The sequence below is a fragment of the Streptomyces sp. NPDC027189 genome (assembly GCF_055566975.1).
In genome coordinates this window covers 12,983-31,632 of record NZ_JBVHRI010000036.1, presented here as the reverse complement: position 1 = coordinate 31,632, position 18,650 = coordinate 12,983, and the positions used below count along the sequence as shown (strand labels likewise).

Below are 18,650 nucleotides of genomic sequence, written 5' to 3'. Positions count from 1 at the left end.
GTGCGGTGCGGCATGGCCTCTATGGCCGGTGCCACACCATATGGAGGGTCGCGTAGGCCTCACCCGGGCCCGGAGGCCGGCTCCAGGAGCGGGTGCGGAAGGCGTGCAGATGTCCGCGGGCGAGGGCGAAACGCGGCAGCCGGACGTCGAACTCGGCCGCGAGGGCCTCCAGGGCGCGGCGCTCACCTCGGCGCTCGCCGTGCGGTTCGCCCTGAGGGAAGAGGCGGTCCCCCTCCACCAGCCACGCCAGGCCCGCCGGGTCCAGGTCGGCCGCGGGAGCCGGGGCCTCGCCCTGCTCTCCGCCCCGGGGCGTGGCCAGCAGCTCCCGGCCCCGCTCCGGAGTGCACAGGGGCCCGAGAAGCGGATCGGCGCACAGGCCGACCGGGGCGATGTGGTCGGGGCCCAGCGGCCTCCACTCGGGCAGCGCGGCGCGCAGGGTGTGCCATGCCGCGTCCGTGTCGCCCCATCGTGCCTGCTCCCGTGCCTCCTTCACGGCACGGCCGAAGGGGCCGTCGGCGGTGTAACGGAAGGTGCCGTCTCGTACCTGTTGCATAACCTCGTCCGCCGCCTCCCGCACCGAGTCGGGGGCGCCCCGCAGTTGGTGGGGCGCCAAGGTGTCGTTCCGCCGGTTGCGCACGTGCTCCTCCGCCAGCGCGGGCAGGAACTCCGGCGCGTACCGCGGGTCGGCCGTGAGCCCGTGGAAGGACACCAGGTAAGTCTCCCCGAGCAGCCGGCGGATCTGGTCGAGCAGCCCCGTGGCCCGGGGCCTGCCGTACGCGATCGCCTGCGCCAGGGACGCCGAGGCCTGCTCGTACCGACCGCGCAGCGCGTCCAGCCGGGCGGCCTCGACCGACGCGTCCAGTGCCCGCGTCGTCGCGTTGACGAACTCCACCCCCGCGCGTTCGGAGCGACTTACCTGCAGGCTGTGGAACCCCCGGTACATCGCCTCCATGAACGCGCGGAACGACGCGTACCGCTCCGGAGGACTCGCTCGCCACGACGCGTAGCAGTACACGGCCCATTCACCGTCGCCGTCCACATCCCGCGGGTCCAGCAGGACGTAGGCGGCGTCCGACTCCACGTCCAGTTGCAGCGCCCGCTCCCACATCCCGGCGACCAGCGCCTCCTCGGGCGTCGGGTCGTCGCCCAGGTCCTCGCGGTAGAACCGGGCCATCCCCGCCGCGTCCTCGTGCCACCGGACCCGGTCGGTGCCGGCGAGCAGCCAGACGAAGCCGCCCGCGTGCCGCCAGCCGTCACTCACCGCCAGGAACGTCCGGAAGGATGGCGGCAGCCGGTACCCGAGCCACTCCTCCAGGGCGAGGATCCGCTCCTCGGACGCGGGCGGGAACCCCAGCCAACGCGACCGCAGAGCCTCTGCGTCACGCTCGCCCGCCGCAGCGTCGAAATCCTGCGTTTGCCCACTCCTGGCTCCAGCACGCCAGGAAGGACCGCCAGTCGTCGATCGTGTCCGTCATGACGGCGATCCTGCCAGCGACCACCGACAACGCCCCGCCCCAGCAGGGCAGTTGGGGCCCTCCCGGCAGGTGTCGAGTAAATGGCTGGCACGCATCCTGGTGCGGCGGGATGATCCCGTGTGTCCGGGCCGACTCGAACCCCTGTGATCGCGCTCCACCTACCCAGAGAGGGAGTTGTGATGACCGTTGACGCGTCCGAGCCGTCCGGGTCCCAGCCCGAAGTCCGCGCGGCGGCCGGGGCGCTGCGCGGTAGCCGGGAGGCGGGTGTGGCAGTCTTCCGCGGCATCCCGTTCGCCGAGCCGCCGGTCGGCCCGTTGCGTTTCGCGGCGCCGCGGCCGGTACGGGAATGGGACGGGGTGCGAGCGGCGGTTTCGTACGGACCACCGCCCCCTCAGGGTGGCCATTTCGGCATGGACGCGCTCTCGCAGGAGGCGGTGGGCGACGACTGGTTGACGGTCAACGTCTGGTCGCCCGAGCCGGGCCCGGCCGCAGGGCTGCCGGTGATGGTGTGGATCCAGGGCGGCGCCTACACGGTCGGCATGTCCGGTCTTCCCGAGTACGACGGCGGCCGCCTGGCGCGCAGCGGAGTCGTCGTGGTGACGTTCAACTACCGTGTGGGACTTGAGGGATTCGGGCAGATCGAGGGGGCCCCCGCCAACCGGGGTCTGCTTGACCAGGTCGCCGCTCTGGAGTGGGTTCGTGACAACATCCGGTCCTTCGGCGGCGACCCCGACCGCGTCACGGTCTTCGGCCAGTCGGCGGGCGCCGGATCGGTCGCCGCGCTGCTGGCGATGGAGCGTGCGGCCGGGCTCTTCGGCCGGGCCATCGCGCAGAGCGTGCCGGGCACGTTCTTCTCGCCGGAGCTCGCCGCAGACATCGCCACCGCCTGCGCCGCCGAGCTGGGACTGAGACCCACTGTGGCCGACCTGTCCGCGGTGGCACCGGCCCAGTTGTCCGCCGCCGGTGATGCGGTCGGCGCCAAGATGGCCCAGTGGGCGGAACGCTGGGGAAAGGTCGCGCACCGCTCAATCCCGTTCTCGCCCGTCGTCGAGGGTGATGCTCTGCCGGTCACCCCATGGCAGGCCCTGGCCGACGGCGCCGGCCGGGACGTCGAACTACTCGTCGGTCACACCCGCGACGAGCAGCGGCTGCTCACCGCGCTCGACGGCCTGCTCGGCCAGGTGACACAGGAGCAGGCGGCGACCGCCCTGCGCGTCTTCGGCCCCGGCCGAGACGGCCCACGCCGTTACCGCGACATCTTTCCGGCCGCGGGCCCGGACCAGCTGTACGAACTGGTCCACTCCGACTGGTTGTTCCGCATGCCGAGCCTTCACCTCGCCCAAGCCCAGACGAGCGCCGGCGGCCGTACCCACGTCTACGAGCTGACCTGGCCAGCCCCGGGCATGGGCGGTGTCCTCGGCGCCTGCCACGGCCTCGACGTGCCGCTCGTCTTCGGCAACCTGGACCGCGGCCAGCCTGCCGTGCTGATCGGCGAAGGCCCGTCCCCGGACGCTGAGGCGCTTTCCACCCGCATGCGCGCCGCATGGACGGCGTTCGCCACCCACGGCGACCCCGGCTGGCCCGCGTACGACACCGAGCAACGCCTCGTGCAGCTCTTCGACACCCGGCCGACTGTCACCGCCTACCCGGAGGAAGCCTCCCGCCTAATCTGGCAGGACCACACCTTTCCCGTACTGCCGCTGTCGGAGCGCCCTGCGTAGCCCCTGAAAGATCACAAGAGATCGGCACTCGGCAGTTACCGTCCGGAGCCATCGCGCACTGAAGTCCGGATTTGCGCCATCACCGCGCATCGGGCTCCGACCTTGCGCATCGAGTCGCGGACCCTGCAAGTGTCAGGGGGTAGCTTGCACCGAACTCAACCGCCACCCCTTAGGAGAAAAGACCTGTGGCCCCAGGACCTCGCAACACGTCTCTCGAGGTGGAGCAGTTGATGCCCGAGCTGGCCCCTCTCGCCAGGCGGACGACCGTACTGTTGCCGAAAAGCGGAGCCCCCCGGGTCCAGGACAGCTCCATAGGCGGTCCGATGCTCTGGCCTGTCGACGAACCCTGGCCCTACTGCGGCCAGCCTGGGCACTGGGCCTGGCCCAATGAGAATTTTCCGAAGGGGCCGACGCCCGTTGTGCCGGTGGTCCAGTTGTTCGCGCGTGACGTGCACCAGTTGCAGTTTCCCAAGGGCAAAGATGTGCTGCAGTTGGTCTGGTGCGCGCTGCTCCATTCCCAGGACCCGTACGTCGCGCTGCCCAGGCTCTACTGGCGCAACGAGGCAGAGGTCCTGGGCGTTGGCGTGCTGCAGGACATTCCCGAGCCGACCGACGGAGAGTACGACCAGGACTTCATGCCCCGTCCGCCGTGCACCGTGTCGCCGACCGTTGTCGTCGAGTACCCGAACTGGGATCTGCCCGAAGAACTCAGACCCCGTATCGCGGAGATCGAGGAAGAGTTCGGCGTCTGCTACACGGAGCTGGCCTGCGCCCTGCAGAACAAGGTCGGCGGATATCCGGCCTGGACCCAGCCGCCGGACTGGCCGTCCTGCGACTGCGGTCATCGCATGGAGCACCTCCTCAGCATCACCGGGGAGGAGCCCCTGGACATGGACATGGGCGACGCAGGAGGCATCTACATCTTCCTCTGCCGGCACTGCCCAGAACTCCCGTATGCACACCGCTACGACTGCCACTAGCCGTTTCGTTCGGCTCATCGGGTGGACCCGAGAAGGATGGGCTTGAGTCGATCGATGAGCCTGGGTACCTGCAGGCGGGCCGTGACCTGCCCGAAGGTGGGCACGTCCCTGGCCCGGCCTGGGATGAGATGGAAAGCCATGGGCAGGCAGTTGCCGTCAACGGCGAGAGGGAACTTCGTCATCAGTCCGCTGCGGGACCGGCCGAAGCGCGACCGCCCAGTTGAGATCTTGACGTGCTCCGGCGCGCAGCATGTGTGACATGCCGGTAGGCGGAACCTGCCGTGGGCGGGACACCGGGCTCACCGCTGCCGAAGTACACGCGCAACGAATCGCCAACAACTCATCGCTTCAGATCCCAAGCCGGACGACGCATGATCACCCCGGGTCACGCATCCAGCGCCTCGGCCTCCTATGCTCGGGGGGCAACCATTCGAGTCCAGAGGAGCGGAGCAATGAGCCAGAACGTCTTTTTCGAGGTGACCGCAGACGGCGAGCCGATCGGCCGTATCGAGTTCAAACTCTTCGACGACGTCGTCCCGAAGACCGCGCAGAACTTCCGTGAGCTGGCCACTGGCGCGCACGGCTTCGGCTACAAGGGCTCGCCGTTCCACCGGGTGATCCCGGACTTCATGCTCCAGGGCGGCGACTTCACCAACCAGAACGGCACGGGCGGCAAAAGCATCTACGGCGAGAAGTTCGCCGACGAGAACTTTCAGCTCAAGCACACCAAGCCGGGCCTGCTGTCCATGGCCAACGCGGGCCCGAACACCAACGGCTCGCAGTTCTTCATCACCACCATCGTCACCGACTGGCTGGACGGCAAGCACGTCGTCTTCGGCGAGGTCGTCGAGGGCATGGACGTAGTGAAGGCGATCGAGGCGCTCGGCAGCCGTTCCGGCACTACCGCCAAGAAGATCGTCATCTCCGACTCCGGCACTGTCTGAGCGGTCTGACTGCGGTTCGAGCCGGTTGGCCGACTCGAACTGCTCTTCGTCGCGGGCGGAAGGCGTGTCCGCGCCTTGTGGGAGCCCGCATCCTCCTTACCGGGCTGGCCAGCCCGGTAAGGAGGGTGTGCGGGTAGGGGGCTGCGAGCTGTACGCGCTGCGGCGTCGTCGGCACGCGTGTGGAAGGGAACCACGGCGGTGGAGTGAGCACGGCGGTCTCCTCAGGGGCCAAGCATCTCCAGGGGGGCGGATGGTGCTGGGCAGACCGTGCCATCCGGGCTCGTCGGTCGCCGCCACGCCAGGCCCCCAGTGGCCTCGCGGCTTCCGCATTGACCCATGCGAATGATTCACCGGCGCCGCAGGGTGAAGGTGACATGGTGTGCCCCGCGCCGACGGCAGTCAGCCGCTCGCCATCATTAGCGTTGGCTCTTGTGTTGATGAGCCATGCCTTTGTGAACCTGAAACCCGGAGTGGGAAAGACGACCAGCGCTGTCTGGTTGGCTCACGCACTTCACGAGTCGGGCATCTCACCGCTGCTGGTGGACAGTGACCCCGCCTCCTCCGCGCTGCGTTGGAGCGAATTGGCAGGTGGCTTCCCGTTTCCCGTGGTCGCCCTTCCTGTGGGTGATGTGCACCGGCGCGTGAACGACTTCCTCGGCAACCGGCAGGCTGTCGTGTTCGACGCCCCGCAGATGGAGGACCACGCGCACATCGCCCGGAGCATCATGAGGTACGCGAGCGAGTGGATCGTGCCGGTGACCCCAGCCCCCATCGAGTTGGACCGCATGGCGCCCATCGGCGGTGAGATGGGCGACGTACAGTCCCTGCGCGCACAGCCGGCCCGCGCCACTGTCCTGCTGAACCGCACCAATCGTCCCGACGCCACGCGCACCGGTCCCGATGCCGACGCCCGCGAAGCCCTCACCGAGCGGGGCTTCGACGTGCTGTCCACCCATATTCCACGACTCGACTTGTACGCCCAGTCATTCGGCAGCCCGGTCGTAGTCAAAGGCTCGGCCTACATGGACCTCGCAAACGAACTCATCAAGCGTCAGGACAAGGCGTGAATCAGCGCAAGGACACCTACCGAGCCGCACTGCAGCGCGGGCCCGAAGTCGCCGCACCCCGTCACACCAAGGTCGCTCAGCTGCACACCCGATACCTCCGAGTGACCATCGAGTTCGACCCTGCCCTGCCGCGCGACATCACCCGATGGGTGGGGCTACCCGTATCCGCGGTCCTGCGCGCCGGCGCAGCCGTGCTGCGCCCCCAAGGAAGCACCCCGTAAGCCGGGCGACGTACACCCCGGGTGCGGTGCACGGTCGGTTTCAAGACGACCCATACGCTTGAACTCCCCTCCGGGATGGAAACCGACGGCAGCAGGTGCAGCTTGGACGTCTCCCCCGCGACCGTGCTTCTCTCCGCTCCCCCGGCTAGGTTCTGGTCGCGTCTACAGCTGCCGGTCTCCTTGCCAGGTGCTGACGTCAGCGCGGCCAGGCCGCCATGTGCCAGGCCCTTGTAGGTCACTGTCCGGGCGGGGTCGAGCTCGTGTGCGACCTGTCTCGCCAGGTTCCTTCCCTCGCGGAACAGCCGCTGCCACTCGGCGTCGCACTTCCCGTCCTCCCGGTCCCGGACGTCCAGGTTCATTGTGGTGTCGATCCCGTCTGCCCACGCGTACAGGCCGGTGACGAGTCCGTCGGACAGGTGTGACACGAGCGTAGGCGTCGGCCATCACCACGGACGCGGCCTCGCTGCGGGCGAGGCACATCTCGATGCCGTGATCGTGCAGCGCACGCCAGAGCCACAGATCGCCACCAGTGACCAGGAAGACACGGTCCACGCCGCTGCCCTTCAGCGCGCGAGCGACTTCGTGTGCGACCCGGGACGGGTCGGCTGAGACAGCGCCCGCCGCTCCACTGCCTATCGCCACAAGCGTTCTCCTCAACGCGCCGGTTGACGCCCGTCGGCACCGCGACGATGTCCATGCCCGGTGGCGGATCGGCCGCCGGGATCGGGATCGAGTCGGACAGCTGGGAGGGTTGGGGCAGCGGTGACGACGCGAAGCTCCGGGCCAGACACGCATGCACCACGGCGTCCATCGACTACCAGGAGCACAATAAACATGATTGACCGTTTTCTTATTTCCTTTGACTTCACCGGGCCTCGCGCGCGGTCCGCTGCCAAGAAGAACGATTGATCAGTTTTCGATGTAGGCTGGCGGTGTGCCGAAGGTGAGCCAGGAGTACCGCGACGCCCGCAGAACACAGATCCTGACCGCGGCGAGGCGCTGCTTCGTCCGGAACGGGTTCCACGAGACGTCCATGCAGGACCTGCTCGCCGAAGCAGGCCTGTCCTCGGGGTCGGTCTACCGGTATTTCCCCAGCAAGCAGGACATGATCATCGCGATCGCCGAGGAGAACCTGGCCGAGGTGGTCGCCGAGGCCCGACGGCAAGCCGAACGTACGCCGGCCGTCGGGATCGGCGAGGCGCTCGCCGATCTCTTCGAGGTCATCAGGACGAAGCACGCGGAGAACGGCTTCGCCGCCATCGCGCTGCTGGTCTGGGCCGAATCCCTGCGCGACCCGACACTCGCAGAGCGGATCAGGACCGCACTCACCGACGCGACCACCGAACTCGCCACGATCGTGCGGGAACACCAGAACCTGGGCGATCTGCCCCCCGACGCCGCGACGGACCCGCTTACGCGACTGATCACGTCCACCGTGCCCGGCTTCATCCTCCAACTTGCCACCCTCGGGCCCGACGCGGTCGACGGCCTGTCCGGCGCCGCCCGCGCGCTGTGGCCGGAGCGATGACGGGCCGCCGACGGGGCGCCCCCAACCGCGGCAGGAGCTACGGACTCCTCGGCAGCGTCTGTTCGGTCCAGATGGTCAATTCCTGCGTCTCGCGAGGCAGACGGCCGATCCCCAGCGGCGGACCTGCGGGAACGCCGAGAATCTCGGCATCGGCATCGGCATCGGCATCGGCATCGGCACCGGGCATGACGACGGCGGGTGGCTCCTGACCGGGGCCGGCAACCGGACAGCGGCGAGCCACGGGCTCTTCGACCACGTACAGGCAGTGGCACACCGGGGATCGGCTGGGCTGCGGATCCCGCAGTTCTGATGGCTTGGGACGCGAGATGTGGCGCTGGCTGCTCGCCCTGCCGGGGTCGAGGGAGGAGCATAGGAGATGAGCGACCAAGGGAGGCCCGCCATGAAATCCGAAGCCTCGGATTACGACACCTGGCTGTACTCTCACACACCCTCCCAGGCCGAGGGCGAGCGCGACGAACCGGCTGAGCGTTCAGCCATGCACCCGGAGGTCCCCAGGACCGAGCCGTCGCAGGCGGAGGGCGAGCGGGTGGACGACATCACGACCACATGACCGCAGTGAGCCGGACTGGGCGTTGCTGGATCCGGCTCACTGCTGCTCGGCACCGGACGGCCACCCGGGAGGCGTCGCTGTCGCGGCGATTTTCGCTGCGGTTGCTGCTCCTGCTGCTGTTCGCCGGACTTCAGGGCCTGGGTCTGGTGGTGGTGCGACTGGCCGAGGGGCATTTGGCCAGGCACAAGTGGTCATCGACGGCCGAGCGGACATAGCTGTAGCCGGTCACAGGCTTGCAGTTCTTGTGCCGAACGTGCTCGTGATCAATACGCCTGGGGCGTGCTGCACGTCCGGCGGCGGACTGTCAGCTGGAGTCGTCGGGGGTGAACGTGACGGGCAGCTGTGCGGGGCCGCGCAAACCGCCCGTGCGCCATCGCAGCTCGCTGGGTGGCACGGCCAGGCTGAGGTGGGGCAGGCGGCGCAGGGCGGTTCCAATGGCGATCTGGCCCTCGAGCCGGGCCAGTGGCGCCCCCAGGCAGTAGTGGATGCCGTGCCCGAAGGCGAGGTGCGCGTTGTCCTGCCGGGTGATGTCCAGGCGGTCGGGGTCCGGGAACTGCGCCGGGTCGCGGTCGGCGATGGCCGAGGCGACCAGCACGGTTGCTCCGCGCGGGATGGTCACTCCCCCGACAGTGACGTCCTCGCGCGCGAACCGGGCGATGCCGGGGTTGACCGGTCCGTCGTAGCGCAGGAACTCCTCGATCGCACCGGGCAGCAGTTCCGGATCGTCGCGCAGCATCCGCAGCTGGTCAGGGTGGGCGAGCAGCGCGGCGATGCCGCTGCCGATCAGGTTGACCGTGGTGATGTATCCCGCCACCAGCAGCAGGAAGGCCATGGCGATCAGCTCGTCCTCGTCCAGCCGGTGTTCCTCGTCCCGGGTGGCGATCAGCGCGCTGAGCAGGTCGTCACCGGGCCGGGCTCGCTTGTCTGCGAGAAGTCCAGTCAGGTACGAGCGCATCTGCCGCCACGCTCGGTCCACCCGGGCCGGGTCGGGCGGCTCGTCTCCTTGAAGGATCATTTCGTCGGTCCACCGCTGGAAGTCGTGCCGGTCGGCGACAGGCACTCCGAGCAGCTCGCGGATCACCGTGACCGGAAGCGGCAGCGCGAAATCCTCGACGAGGTCGGCCTTGCCGGCGGGCACGATCGCGCCGAGCAACCGGTCGGTGATCTCCTGGATGCGCGGCCGCAGCTCGGCCACCCTGCGGGCGGTGAACGCCTTGGAGACCAGCCGGCGCAGGCGGGTGTGGTCGGGCGGGTCGGAGCGCAGCATGGTGCGCAGCATCGACTCGCGCTCCGTGGCGGGCAGCCGCTCGAGGAGACGGGGGTCCGAGGCATCACGGACGTCGCTGCTCAGCCGTGCGTCGGACAGGGCTGCGAGGCCGTCTTCGTAGCGCGTGACCAACCAGGCCTCGATGCCGCCGGCGATAACGGCACGCCGTACGGGGCCGTCCTCGCGCAGCTGCCGGTAGAGCGGGAAGGGATCCGCCATGAAGGCCGGATCGGCGTAGGGCAGAAGGACCGGCTGCGCGCTCATCAGTTCTCCAGGGGGCGTCACGAACCCACTCGGCGAAGTTGTTCATTTTTGAGGGTATATGTCCCATGGACTCGAATCGTGGATGCCGCCGAAGGGAAGAACTGCCATGGAGCGGACAACGTGCTGCGTGGTGGGCGGCGGCCCCGCGGGAATGGTCCTCGGCCTGCTGCTGGCCCGGGCCGGCGTGGCCGTCACGGTCCTGGAGAAGCACGGCGACTTTCTGCGCGACTTCCGCGGCGACACAGTGCATCCCTCGACCCTGGCACTGCTGGACGATCTCGGTCTGGCCGAGCGCTTCGCCCGTCTGCAGCAACGTCGGGTGACCACGGTCCAGCTGCCGCTCGGCGCGGACGGTTCGCTGATCACCGTCTCGGACATCAGCGCGCTACCCGAGCCGTACAACTACGTGGCGATGGTGCCGCAGTGGGACTTGCTCGACCTCCTCGCCGACGAGGCCCGAAAAGAGCCGTCCTTCTCCGTGCGGATGAGCACCGAGGCGACATCCTTCCTGGAGGAGCGCGGACGGGTCACCGGAGTGCGGTACCGGACGTCCGACGGCCGAACTGGCGAACTGCGGGCCACCCTCACCGTGGCCTGCGACGGTCGGGGCTCGCTGGCCCGGTCACGGCCCGAACTGCGACTGCGGCAGTTCCCCTGCCCCATGGACGCCTGGTGGTTCCGGCTGCCACGGCGGGCGGGCGACCCGCACGGACTTGTGGGAGGCGTCGGCGACCGGTTCCTCACCGCGATGATCGACCGTGGGGAGTACTGGCAGTGCGCCGCGCTGATCCCCAAGGGGACCGACGCCGAGCGCCGCGCCGCCGGTCTCGAGCGGTTCATGGCCGACTTCTCGGCCGCGGTGCCCTGGCTCGGGGACCGGGCGCATGCACTGCGGTCATGGGACGAGGTGAAGATGCTCGACGTACGGCTCGACCGCCTCCGGCGCTGGCACCGCCCGGGACTGCTGTGCATCGGCGACGCGGCGCACGCGATGTCACCGGTCTTCGGCATCGGCATCAACCTCGCCGTCGAAGACGCAGTGGCCGCCGCACGGTATCTCGTCGAACCGCTGCGCACAGGTGTGGTCGGCCTGCGGGACGTACGCGGCGTCCAGCGGCGCCGGTGGCCGACCACGGCGGCGACGCAGACACTGCAGCGGTTCGCTCACGCGAGGGTCATCGCGCCCGTACTCTCGGGACAACCGCCCTTCGGCAACGCCAGGCGGGCGGAGCGGATGAGCAGGATGCTCACCACGTCACCGTGGCTCAAGCGCATCCCGGCGTACTTCATCGGCTACGGCGCCATGCGCGAGCGTCCGCCCGCCGAGTCGGTGCGGTGAGCTGCGGCGCACGGCTAGGAGTGCTGCTGGCTCAGCCTCTACCCAGCAGCGGCCGCAGGCAGCACAGATGCCCGTCCAGCACCGCAGCAGCTCCTGCAGGGCGTCGAGGACTTGGTGGCGGGTCAGACCGGTGTGGGGACTTTTGGATCCAGGCACCGGAGGGTGAGGAAGGATTGGGCTGCGGTGACGAGGGTGACGTGGTGACGCCGGCCGCGTCAGGTGCGGCCTTCGACGTGGTCCAGGCCCAGGCCGTACCCGAGTTCGCGGCAGTCGTATTCGATGCGCCGGCGCAACTTGGCCCCCGCACCAGGTCCACGCCCATGCGGGCTCGGCCCTGTGGCAGCCGGCGCGTTCCTGGCGGCTGCCCGAGGCGCATCGCCGCCGAGAGCTGGCCACGGAACTCCGGGCCACCAAGATCCGCGGCCGAGTCCGGGGCGTGGGCAGCGAATTCACGCCCACCTGCTCGGCGACGGCTCCTGGGCCACCTGCAGTGACCTGGACGGCAACGGCTGGGTGCTCGAAGAGATCAGTTACCCAAGCGGTCGAGACCTGCGGCGCGGCGCTCCGTTGGCGCGCAGGGCGTGGCCCGCTGCCAGTTCAATGGACGTCTGGTGATTCAGAGACTCAGCGTGATCGCAGCGGCGACACCGCCCAGGCCGAGGGCAAAGGCGGCCTCGCCCCAGCCGCCGGCGCCCCAGCGGAAGAACCTGTCGACAGCAAGCCGGCCCGGGCCGATGGCAGCGACAGCCAGGGCAACCACGGTGATGCAGACGCTGTACTCCACGCCGCCGTCCGACTCCCACAGACCATGAGCGCCAGTGACGGTCGCCATGGCATTGATCATCACGCCGATCAGGGCGGCGGCCGCGAGTGGAGTGAACAGTCCCAAGGCCAGGCCGAGGCCACCGAGGAATTCGGACAGGCCACCGATCACGGCGAAGAGTTTTCCCGGGCGGTAACCGAGTTCGGCGAACCCGTTGCCGGTCGCAGTCAGGCCACCACCTCCGAAAAGCCCGAACAGTTTTTGAGCGCCGTGCGCGGCCATCAGCAGGCCAAAGGTGAGTCTGATCAGCAAAAGACCCCAGTCGGCCGCGGACGACGTCGCCGCGGTGGCGACGTGCGCTTGCGATTCCGTAGGAGTCGAAAGAGAGCGCAAGATGTGTTTCGTATGCATTTCAATGCTCCGGAAAGAGCGCCGGAACGGGCATACCCCCAACTCGGCCAGACGCCGAGGAACCGGTCGGCGGTAGGCCCTGCGCAGCATCGCAGAGAACAGACCGCCCCTGCCGATCCTTCCGCAGCGACCATGATCATGCATCTGGGCGCTGCTTTCCGTAGAGCAAACATGGCAACCGCAAACCACCGACACCGCCGGAGGTGTCGGCATGCCCACCGACACCCCCACCGAGCCGATGACACAGCCACCGGCGTCCGGGGCACCACCCCGCCGACGAACCCCGCCTCACATGGCGGCCCAGCGGCCAGCGAGGGCCAGGTCCGCCCCATAGGTCGCCCAAGGGGCGGTGCTTCCGCGGCGAGTCTGGCCCGGCAGGAGCGGCTCAGCCCAGGTAGAAGTCCTTGCGAGCGGCCACGAACGCCTCGATGGTTTGGGCAGGTACGCCGGTGACGCGTTCGACGTCGTCGGATGCGCGATCGTAGCGGTTGTCATGGTGCAGTCGGGCCATGGTCAGGATGTGCTGTTCGGTGTGTGGCGGCAGGCCCACCTTGGCGAGCGCCTCGGTCCGCCACTCGTCCAGCGGCACGTCCACATAGGTCACCGGACGCCCCAGCGCCCGTGAGAACTCCTCGGCCATCTCCGTCATGTCGACCGTGCGTGGCCCGGTCAGCTCGTAGACGTGCCCGATGTGCGGAGCCGGGTCGCGGAGCACGGTGGCGACCACCCGGGCGACGTCGTCCACGGCGACCGGCGACGTGCGCCCGGTACCGAACGGCAGCGCGATCGTGCCGTCCTCCCGGATCGATTGCGCCGCCAGCGTGGTGAACAGCGGATTGTCCAGGAACGACGTCGGCCGGATGTGGATCACGGGCAGGCCCGACCAGTTCAGTACCTGCTCTGCCAGCCAGTGCAGCCGCTGCTGGTGGGACTCCGCGGTGCTGGTGGCGGTCATCTGCGACACCGTCATCTGTGACATGTCGACCAGGCCGTCCAACTGCCCGTGCTCGCGGGCCACGGTGGCCACGACCGTCGCGGCCAGCAGATGGTCCGGCGACACGGGCATCGCGAAGTACATCCGCCCGACGCCCTCCAGCGCGGTCGCGACGCTCTCGGGTCGGGTCAGGTCGCCGACGACGACCTCCGCGCCGAGCGCACGCAACTCTGCGGCGCGATCGTCGTCGCGGCGCACCATCACGCGCACCGGCACCTCCTGCGCGCGGAGTTGTTCAAGGACCGCGCGGCCAACGCCACCGGCGCCGGTGATGAGAACAAGCTTGCTGGTAACCATCGGCCAATCTCCTTCTGCCTGGATAGCTGAGTAGTTGAGTGCTGGCGTGATCTCACGTGCGTGCGGCGTGCGACAGGGGTCAGGCGGCGGCTGCGGTGCGCCGCCGCATCAGACGGGGGCGCAGGCCCACCAGGACGCCGGCGATGGCGGCCCACAGCGCAAGCGTGATCACAGGGCCTGCTGTGTGCGCGCCGTCGAAGTAGCTCAGGCCGGTGATCGCGCGGACGGCCGCGCCAGGTGGCAGCAGTGCGGAGACCGCTCGGGCCGCGGCAGGCAGCAGATCGGCACCGATGGTGGCACCACTGGTGGCATTGCCGGCGGTGAGGAGCAAAAGGGTGGCAACCGGGAGCCCGATGGGGCCGAGGTAGGTGCCGAGCAATTTCGTGGTGAAGGCGGCCGCGGCTGCCAGCAGGGTGAGTGTGCAGACCAGCGGGATGACCGGGGCCGGGACCGCCCCCAGCACCGGGCCGGCGATGATAGCTGCGACGGTGCCGATGGCCGCGGAGGCACCGGCCAGCAGCCAGAACCGGTGGCGCAGGCGCAGGAGACCGGTCAGGCCAAGAGCGTTCGAGCCGAGGACGAACCCGGCCAGGGTCACGCCGAACGCCATGTAGAAGCCGGCCAGTCCCCGGGCGTCGAAGCGAGTCAGGGGGACGACATCCACGGTGGTGACATGCTCGCCCGCACCCGTTGCGTAGGCGCCGACGAGGTTCTTCACGGCCGATGTGGTGGACGTCCCGGCTGCCCCCGCGATCTTCAGGCGCAGCCGGTCCGGGCCGTCGGTGCTGAGCACGGCGACGACGTCGTGGCGCTCGAGTGCGTGGCGCGCGGCCTCGGCACCGACGGCAGGGTGGACATCGACACTGTCGCCGAGGGCCTGGCGAATCTGGCCCGGCAGATTCGGTCCGGTGACGGCTATGGGGATCTGATGGGGCTGGGGGTCGCGCTGCAGCCCTACGTAGCAGCCGATGAAGGCCGCCACGACGATCAGGGCAATCACTGTCGGCTGGAGCCAGGCCTTCACCGGCGGCCGGCGGCGGACGGCCGGGGTCGGCTGGGGGGAGAACTCGGCCGCTGCGGAGGGCGTCTGCTCACGCTCGGGAGCGGTTCCGACGGGGGTTTCCATGAAGAGGCTTTCTGGTGGAAGGGGCTGCGGCGCGGGACGGGGGTGGGCGCTGATCAGCAGGGTGGCCAGGTGGCGGCTGCCACGCTCGACCAAATAGATTACCAGCGTAATTTATTCCAGAGCTACAATAGATGCCAGCCGTCATCCATGAAGGAGGTGCTCATGGGCCGCGTGTCGCAGGCGCAGGCGCAGGAGAACCGCAAGCGGGTCGTGGAGACGGCGTCGCGCCTCTTTCGCGAGCAGGGCACGAGCGTGAGCGTCGCCGACCTGATGAAGGCGGCGGGCCTGACCCACGGCGGCTTCTACAAGCAGTTCGACTCCAAGGAAGCCCTGATCGACGAGGCGGTCAGGCATGCGTTCGACGAACTGGCCCGGTGGCGCACGGCCGCCCTGGAGGAGAACGAGGGGCGGCGCGCAGAAGCCCAGCAGATGATGATCGGCGCGTATCTGTCTCCCCGCCACCGGGACAACGCGTCCACAGGTTGCCCCGCCGCCGCGCTCGCCGCCGACATGGCCCGCGACACAGGTGATCGCGACGCCCACCGTGCCTACTCCGAGGGCGTGCAGGACTTCGCCGCGTGGCTCGCCACCGATGACGAGGACGGCATCACGCGGCTGTGCACCATGCTCGGCGCCGTCGTACTGGCCCGTGCCGTCAAAGACTCGCCGCTGTCCGACGAGATACTCACCATCGCACGCGCGGCGCTCTCCCCAGCCCGCTGAGCTCCGCATGCGGCGTGATCACGGGTCACGCCGTAGCGCGGGTAGCGGTCGTCGTGCCGGTCGGCTGATTTCGCCGGGCAGGCCCAGGCAACAGGTGCCAGTCGCGTGTCGAGCTGCGACCGTGCCTGCGCCATTCACCGGACGCACGTGCGGGCAAAGGCCTGGCCGGGCAAGGAGGTGGCGGGGCCGTCTCGACGTCATTCCTTCGTGGGGAGCACACCGGTGACCGGACCGTCCTTCGGATGGGCGGTGATGCCTGCGCGCAGCGCCCCGTACGAAACGGTTGCGATAGCGGGCCTCACACGTCGGAGATCCACACCCCGTGCAGCATGCTGTCGCCATCGATCGGATACAGGTAGGAACCGATGGGACTGAAGCGGGGATTGGGACCGTTGCGCAGATACACCCCGTCCAGATCATCCGGCGGCCTTCCAACTCCAGGGCGAGTACGTCGACTTCATCGGTCACCGGGGCGAACCGGCCCGTGAGATGCGCGACCCGTGCCGGGTCGAACGCGTTGGTATCTGTGGTCCCGACGGTCCCCCCTGCGATGTTCCGGAACGGGTAGCCACGCCAAATCGGGGTGGGTTCCGCCGTCGGTCGTGCGGTCAGGCAGACCGGGGAAACACCGGGCACGCGTTCTGTCGACTTCCAGCGCGGCGGTTCGGCCGCGCACACGGGCACGATCTCGCCCGCGAGTGCTCCGCGGGGGCAGGCGGGCAGCCCCCGCGGGACGGCCGGAACGGGCAGCCGTACGGCGGACCCGGTCCAGGGCGGACTCCTCGCCCGGGTGTCGATGTTCCTCTCCGACGATCTCCGGTGCCCGCCCGTGGCCATGCCCCGAACGCCCCGTACGAGCCTGTCGGCATGCCCCGACCGCCCCCCATACGAGCCCGTCGGCGTGTGCACACACGTGCAGGTGACGGCGGCCGGAGGGCTCGCAGGGCCGACGGCCGGAGCGCTCACACAACGGCGCGTGCGGCGTCCTGCCTGGCCATGTACTGGTCGGGATAGCGTTCCGTGAAGCGGACGGCCAGGACCAGAAGAGCCACGGGAATGATCCAGTTCAGCCAGTCCGAGGTGCCTTTGGTGTGTACGGCGATGAGGCCGAGCACAGCAGTGGCCGCGAACACCGCGGACCAGGCCGCGGTGAGAACGAAGTTGATGTGCCGGAACGTCGGCGAATCCCAGTGCTCACGCGGCGTCGACTCGCGGGCGTACTGAGTCGTGAACGGCACGAACGCGAGGGAGACGAGCGCGACGAGGGCGATGACACCGTTCGCGAGCGCCTGCGCGTAGGTCTCCAGCCAGATGAGTTCGTGCCGGTCGAGGGCGAGCGCGAGCAGGCTGAGGACCGCGAAGAAGACGATCCCGGTCACTTCGAGGATCTTGAAGCTGCCCCGTCGCATGTCGCCAAGACTGAGCACGACGGAGGCCAGCAGCGCCGCCAGGGCGGCGTATTCCCACGTACTGGGGCTCGCCACGACGTCGAAGATGATCCAGGGGGCGAAGCCGAAGAAGATGTTGCCCGTTCGCTTGGCCGATCCGGTGCCTGCCACTGGGCACCTCCCGTCGTGCCGGGGCTGGATGGGCGCGCTGATCCCCGTTCCACCACGTTCCATCGTCACCTCCGCCACCGCACATCGCATCCGATGCGCGGACCGGGGACGTGCCGGATGCGCACGAAAGCGGCTGCGAAGTCCCCCACGTCCGAACCTGTGGTTCTCGCCACATTTCCTACCCAATGGGCCCTGTCGTGGCAGGGGTCACGTCGCGGGGCGGGCGTTTTCTATACGTTCGCAGTTCTGTGCCCCTCCCTCATGAACTGCCGAGGCTCCCCGCATGCCGCACCGACCGTCCCCCCTGCCGCACCCGCAGAGCGCGGGGAGGCGCCGGCCGCGCGGCAGGCGCGCCGTGGTCCGCGCCGGCGTTCTCGCGGCCTCGCTGACGACGCTCTTCTCAGCCGCCTCGCTCGCCCCGGCGGCCGCGGCCCCGGCATCGGTGCGGCCCGAGGCCGCCACGACTGACGTCCTCGCGCTCGTGCAGCCCCAGCGGAAGGCGCGGGTCACGGCTGCGGTATTCGACCTGGACGGCACAGGCCGAGGGCCCGCGGTGTACGGCGACGACACCCCCTACGACACCGCCAGCATCGTCAAGGTCGACATTCTTGCCGCGACGCTGCTCCAGGCGCAGGACACCGGACACGGCCTGACCACGCACGAGCGCACCCAGGCGGAGGCCATGATCGAGCGCAGCGACAACACGGCGGCCAACGCGCTGTGGCGACGGATCGGCCTGGCACCCGGCCTGGAAGCGGCGAACAAGCGGCTGGGGCTGACCTCGACCAAGGGCGGCCCCGGCGCCAAGTGGGGGCTGACTCGGACGACGGCGAGCGACCAGATACGACTGCTGCGCGCGGTGTTCGACACCGGCCCGGCCTCACCCGCGGGCTCCAGGGCGCTCAACAAAACGTCCCGAACCTACATCCGCGCGCTCATGAGGCGCATCGTCGGTGAGCAGGCGTGGGGTGTCTCCGCGGCCGCCGGCTCCGGATGGGCGTTGAAGAACGGCTGGCTGCAGCGCAACACAACCGGACTGTGGGACGTCAACAGCGTCGGCCAGGTCACGGCGAGCGGACGTCACTACCTCGTCGCCGTCCTCTCGGACGGCAACACGACGATGCAGAACGGCATCGCGCTGGTGGAACGCGAGGCCCGGGCTGCTGTCACCTCGGCGACCACCCGCTGACGGCCTCAAGGAGCGGTGGCGATCACACGACCAGCCGCGCCGAGAATCAGGTTTTCGCGCGCTTGGGACAGCGGACCGAAGCCGGCTGCCCTGGTCCCGACCAGGCAGATCTCGCCGACCGCAGCGATGTTCGGCTGATCTCGAAGCCCCGCCGCCGCGCACGTACGGTGGACGTATAGCCGGACCGGTACGCCGGTGCAGGCGCTGCAGG

The 18,650-nt window shown here is 69.2% G+C and carries 19 protein-coding genes and 2 pseudogenes; 11 read left to right on the top strand and 10 right to left on the bottom strand.

What is annotated here, in order from left to right; translation table 11 throughout:
- Nucleotides 1-19: 19 nt before the first annotated feature.
- Nucleotides 20-1,291, bottom strand: coding sequence for an SMI1/KNR4 family protein (locus tag ACZ4RZ_RS44820; RefSeq protein WP_467753374.1), 1,272 nt, complete (start codon nt 1,289-1,291; stop codon nt 20-22).
- Between the two features lie 363 nt (nt 1,292-1,654).
- On the opposite strand from ACZ4RZ_RS44820, the gene ACZ4RZ_RS44815 reads away from it, so the two are divergent.
- From ACZ4RZ_RS44815 to ACZ4RZ_RS44795, 5 genes are all read left to right on the top strand, one after another.
- Nucleotides 1,655-3,196, top strand: coding sequence for a carboxylesterase/lipase family protein (locus tag ACZ4RZ_RS44815; protein WP_467753331.1), 1,542 nt, complete (start codon nt 1,655-1,657; stop codon nt 3,194-3,196).
- A gap of 425 nt (nt 3,197-3,621) precedes the next feature.
- Nucleotides 3,622-4,176, top strand: a complete 555-nt coding sequence (locus ACZ4RZ_RS44810) for a YwqG family protein (RefSeq protein ID WP_467753330.1) — start codon at nt 3,622-3,624, stop codon at nt 4,174-4,176.
- Between the two features lie 452 nt (nt 4,177-4,628).
- Nucleotides 4,629-5,120, top strand: coding sequence for a peptidylprolyl isomerase (locus ACZ4RZ_RS44805; protein ID WP_467753329.1), 492 nt, complete (start codon nt 4,629-4,631; stop codon nt 5,118-5,120).
- A gap of 374 nt (nt 5,121-5,494) precedes the next feature.
- A complete protein-coding gene (locus tag ACZ4RZ_RS44800; RefSeq protein ID WP_467753328.1) occupies nt 5,495-6,187 on the top strand; it encodes a nucleotide-binding protein in 693 nt (230 codons plus the stop codon).
- The gene (locus ACZ4RZ_RS44795) at nt 6,184-6,408 is read left to right on the top strand and encodes a hypothetical protein (protein WP_467753327.1); all 225 of its coding nucleotides are present in this window, start codon (nt 6,184-6,186) and stop codon (nt 6,406-6,408) included. Before ACZ4RZ_RS44800 ends, ACZ4RZ_RS44795 begins: the two co-directional genes overlap by 4 nt.
- Nucleotides 6,409-6,570: 162 nt before the next feature.
- On the opposite strand, the gene ACZ4RZ_RS44790 is transcribed toward ACZ4RZ_RS44795, so the two are convergent.
- Nucleotides 6,571-7,203: a thiamine pyrophosphate-binding protein gene (locus tag ACZ4RZ_RS44790; RefSeq protein ID WP_467753326.1), complete on the bottom strand. Its 633-nt coding sequence runs from the start codon at nt 7,201-7,203 to the stop codon at nt 6,571-6,573.
- A gap of 139 nt (nt 7,204-7,342) precedes the next feature.
- On the opposite strand from ACZ4RZ_RS44790, the gene ACZ4RZ_RS44785 reads away from it, so the two are divergent.
- Complete coding sequence (locus ACZ4RZ_RS44785) at nt 7,343-7,936, top strand: TetR/AcrR family transcriptional regulator (RefSeq protein ID WP_467753325.1); 594 nt, start codon at nt 7,343-7,345, stop codon at nt 7,934-7,936.
- A gap of 37 nt (nt 7,937-7,973) precedes the next feature.
- On the opposite strand, the gene ACZ4RZ_RS44780 is transcribed toward ACZ4RZ_RS44785, so the two are convergent.
- Nucleotides 7,974-8,192, bottom strand: coding sequence for a hypothetical protein (locus ACZ4RZ_RS44780; RefSeq protein WP_467753324.1), 219 nt, complete (start codon nt 8,190-8,192; stop codon nt 7,974-7,976).
- A 144-nt stretch (nt 8,193-8,336) separates the two neighbouring features.
- Between ACZ4RZ_RS44780 and ACZ4RZ_RS44775 the strand changes: the two genes are divergently transcribed.
- Both ACZ4RZ_RS44775 and ACZ4RZ_RS44770 read left to right on the top strand, forming a co-directional pair.
- On the top strand, nt 8,337-8,507 hold the full coding sequence (locus tag ACZ4RZ_RS44775) for a hypothetical protein (RefSeq protein ID WP_467753323.1): 171 nt from the start codon (nt 8,337-8,339) through the stop codon (nt 8,505-8,507).
- A complete protein-coding gene (locus ACZ4RZ_RS44770; RefSeq protein ID WP_467753322.1) occupies nt 8,504-8,722 on the top strand; it encodes a hypothetical protein in 219 nt (72 codons plus the stop codon). Before ACZ4RZ_RS44775 ends, ACZ4RZ_RS44770 begins: the two co-directional genes overlap by 4 nt.
- 89 nt (nt 8,723-8,811) lie before the next feature.
- Here ACZ4RZ_RS44770 and ACZ4RZ_RS44765 read toward each other — a convergent pair whose 3' ends face one another.
- The gene (locus ACZ4RZ_RS44765; RefSeq protein WP_467753321.1) at nt 8,812-10,038 is read right to left on the bottom strand and encodes a cytochrome P450 family protein; all 1,227 of its coding nucleotides are present in this window, start codon (nt 10,036-10,038) and stop codon (nt 8,812-8,814) included.
- A gap of 106 nt (nt 10,039-10,144) precedes the next feature.
- On the opposite strand from ACZ4RZ_RS44765, the gene ACZ4RZ_RS44760 reads away from it, so the two are divergent.
- Nucleotides 10,145-11,377: an FAD-dependent oxidoreductase gene (locus tag ACZ4RZ_RS44760; RefSeq protein WP_467753320.1), complete on the top strand. Its 1,233-nt coding sequence runs from the start codon at nt 10,145-10,147 to the stop codon at nt 11,375-11,377.
- 122 nt (nt 11,378-11,499) lie between these two features.
- Here the strand turns inward: ACZ4RZ_RS44760 and ACZ4RZ_RS44755 are convergent.
- The 4 genes and pseudogenes from ACZ4RZ_RS44755 to ACZ4RZ_RS44740 form a co-directional block, all read right to left on the bottom strand.
- Nucleotides 11,500-11,676: pseudogene (locus ACZ4RZ_RS44755) on the bottom strand (IS701 family transposase); the annotation flags it as partial.
- Between the two features lie 317 nt (nt 11,677-11,993).
- Nucleotides 11,994-12,422 carry a DoxX family protein gene (locus ACZ4RZ_RS44750; RefSeq protein WP_467753373.1) on the bottom strand — a complete coding sequence of 143 codons (429 nt, stop codon included), beginning with the start codon at nt 12,420-12,422 and terminating at the stop codon, nt 11,994-11,996.
- 514 nt (nt 12,423-12,936) lie between these two features.
- A complete protein-coding gene (locus tag ACZ4RZ_RS44745; RefSeq protein WP_467753319.1) occupies nt 12,937-13,842 on the bottom strand; it encodes an NmrA family NAD(P)-binding protein in 906 nt (301 codons plus the stop codon).
- Nucleotides 13,843-13,921: 79 nt separating this feature from the next.
- A complete protein-coding gene (locus ACZ4RZ_RS44740; protein WP_467753318.1) occupies nt 13,922-14,968 on the bottom strand; it encodes a hypothetical protein in 1,047 nt (348 codons plus the stop codon).
- Between the two features lie 162 nt (nt 14,969-15,130).
- Here ACZ4RZ_RS44740 and ACZ4RZ_RS44735 point away from each other — a divergent pair, with 162 nt between their 5' ends.
- Nucleotides 15,131-15,691: a TetR/AcrR family transcriptional regulator gene (locus tag ACZ4RZ_RS44735; protein WP_467753317.1), complete on the top strand. Its 561-nt coding sequence runs from the start codon at nt 15,131-15,133 to the stop codon at nt 15,689-15,691.
- Between the two features lie 261 nt (nt 15,692-15,952).
- Here ACZ4RZ_RS44735 and ACZ4RZ_RS44730 read toward each other — a convergent pair.
- Both ACZ4RZ_RS44730 and ACZ4RZ_RS44725 read right to left on the bottom strand, forming a co-directional pair.
- Nucleotides 15,953-16,243 (bottom strand): annotated as a pseudogene (locus ACZ4RZ_RS44730) (carotenoid oxygenase family protein); the annotation flags it as partial.
- Between the two features lie 410 nt (nt 16,244-16,653).
- Nucleotides 16,654-17,250, bottom strand: coding sequence for a hypothetical protein (locus ACZ4RZ_RS44725; protein ID WP_467753316.1), 597 nt, complete (start codon nt 17,248-17,250; stop codon nt 16,654-16,656).
- Nucleotides 17,251-17,533: 283 nt separating this feature from the next.
- On the opposite strand from ACZ4RZ_RS44725, the gene ACZ4RZ_RS44720 reads away from it, so the two are divergent.
- Nucleotides 17,534-18,439: a serine hydrolase gene (locus tag ACZ4RZ_RS44720; RefSeq protein WP_467753315.1), complete on the top strand. Its 906-nt coding sequence runs from the start codon at nt 17,534-17,536 to the stop codon at nt 18,437-18,439.
- The last annotated feature ends 211 nt before the right edge of the window (nt 18,440-18,650 follow it).

Excerpts from the sequence above, each read along its gene's own strand:
- ACZ4RZ_RS44765 (WP_467753321.1), bottom strand. The coding sequence starts at position 10,038 with ATGAGCGCGCAGCCGGTCCTTCTGCCCTACGCCGATCCGGCCTTCATG.
- ACZ4RZ_RS44775 (WP_467753323.1), top strand. The coding sequence starts at position 8,337 with ATGAAATCCGAAGCCTCGGATTACGACACCTGGCTGTACTCTCACACA.
- ACZ4RZ_RS44735 (WP_467753317.1), top strand. The coding sequence starts at position 15,131 with ATGGGCCGCGTGTCGCAGGCGCAGGCGCAGGAGAACCGCAAGCGGGTC.
- ACZ4RZ_RS44720 (WP_467753315.1), top strand. The coding sequence starts at position 17,534 with ATGCCGCACCGACCGTCCCCCCTGCCGCACCCGCAGAGCGCGGGGAGG.
- ACZ4RZ_RS44745 (WP_467753319.1), bottom strand. The coding sequence starts at position 13,842 with ATGGTTACCAGCAAGCTTGTTCTCATCACCGGCGCCGGTGGCGTTGGC.
- ACZ4RZ_RS44740 (WP_467753318.1), bottom strand. The coding sequence starts at position 14,968 with ATGGAAACCCCCGTCGGAACCGCTCCCGAGCGTGAGCAGACGCCCTCC.
- ACZ4RZ_RS44750 (WP_467753373.1), bottom strand. The coding sequence starts at position 12,422 with ATGGCCGCGCACGGCGCTCAAAAACTGTTCGGGCTTTTCGGAGGTGGT.
- ACZ4RZ_RS44790 (WP_467753326.1), bottom strand. The coding sequence starts at position 7,203 with ATGCGTGTCTGGCCCGGAGCTTCGCGTCGTCACCGCTGCCCCAACCCT.
- ACZ4RZ_RS44760 (WP_467753320.1), top strand. The coding sequence starts at position 10,145 with ATGGAGCGGACAACGTGCTGCGTGGTGGGCGGCGGCCCCGCGGGAATG.
- ACZ4RZ_RS44805 (WP_467753329.1), top strand. The coding sequence starts at position 4,629 with ATGAGCCAGAACGTCTTTTTCGAGGTGACCGCAGACGGCGAGCCGATC.
- ACZ4RZ_RS44800 (WP_467753328.1), top strand. The coding sequence starts at position 5,495 with ATGGTGTGCCCCGCGCCGACGGCAGTCAGCCGCTCGCCATCATTAGCG.
- ACZ4RZ_RS44815 (WP_467753331.1), top strand. The coding sequence starts at position 1,655 with ATGACCGTTGACGCGTCCGAGCCGTCCGGGTCCCAGCCCGAAGTCCGC.
- ACZ4RZ_RS44770 (WP_467753322.1), top strand. The coding sequence starts at position 8,504 with ATGACCGCAGTGAGCCGGACTGGGCGTTGCTGGATCCGGCTCACTGCT.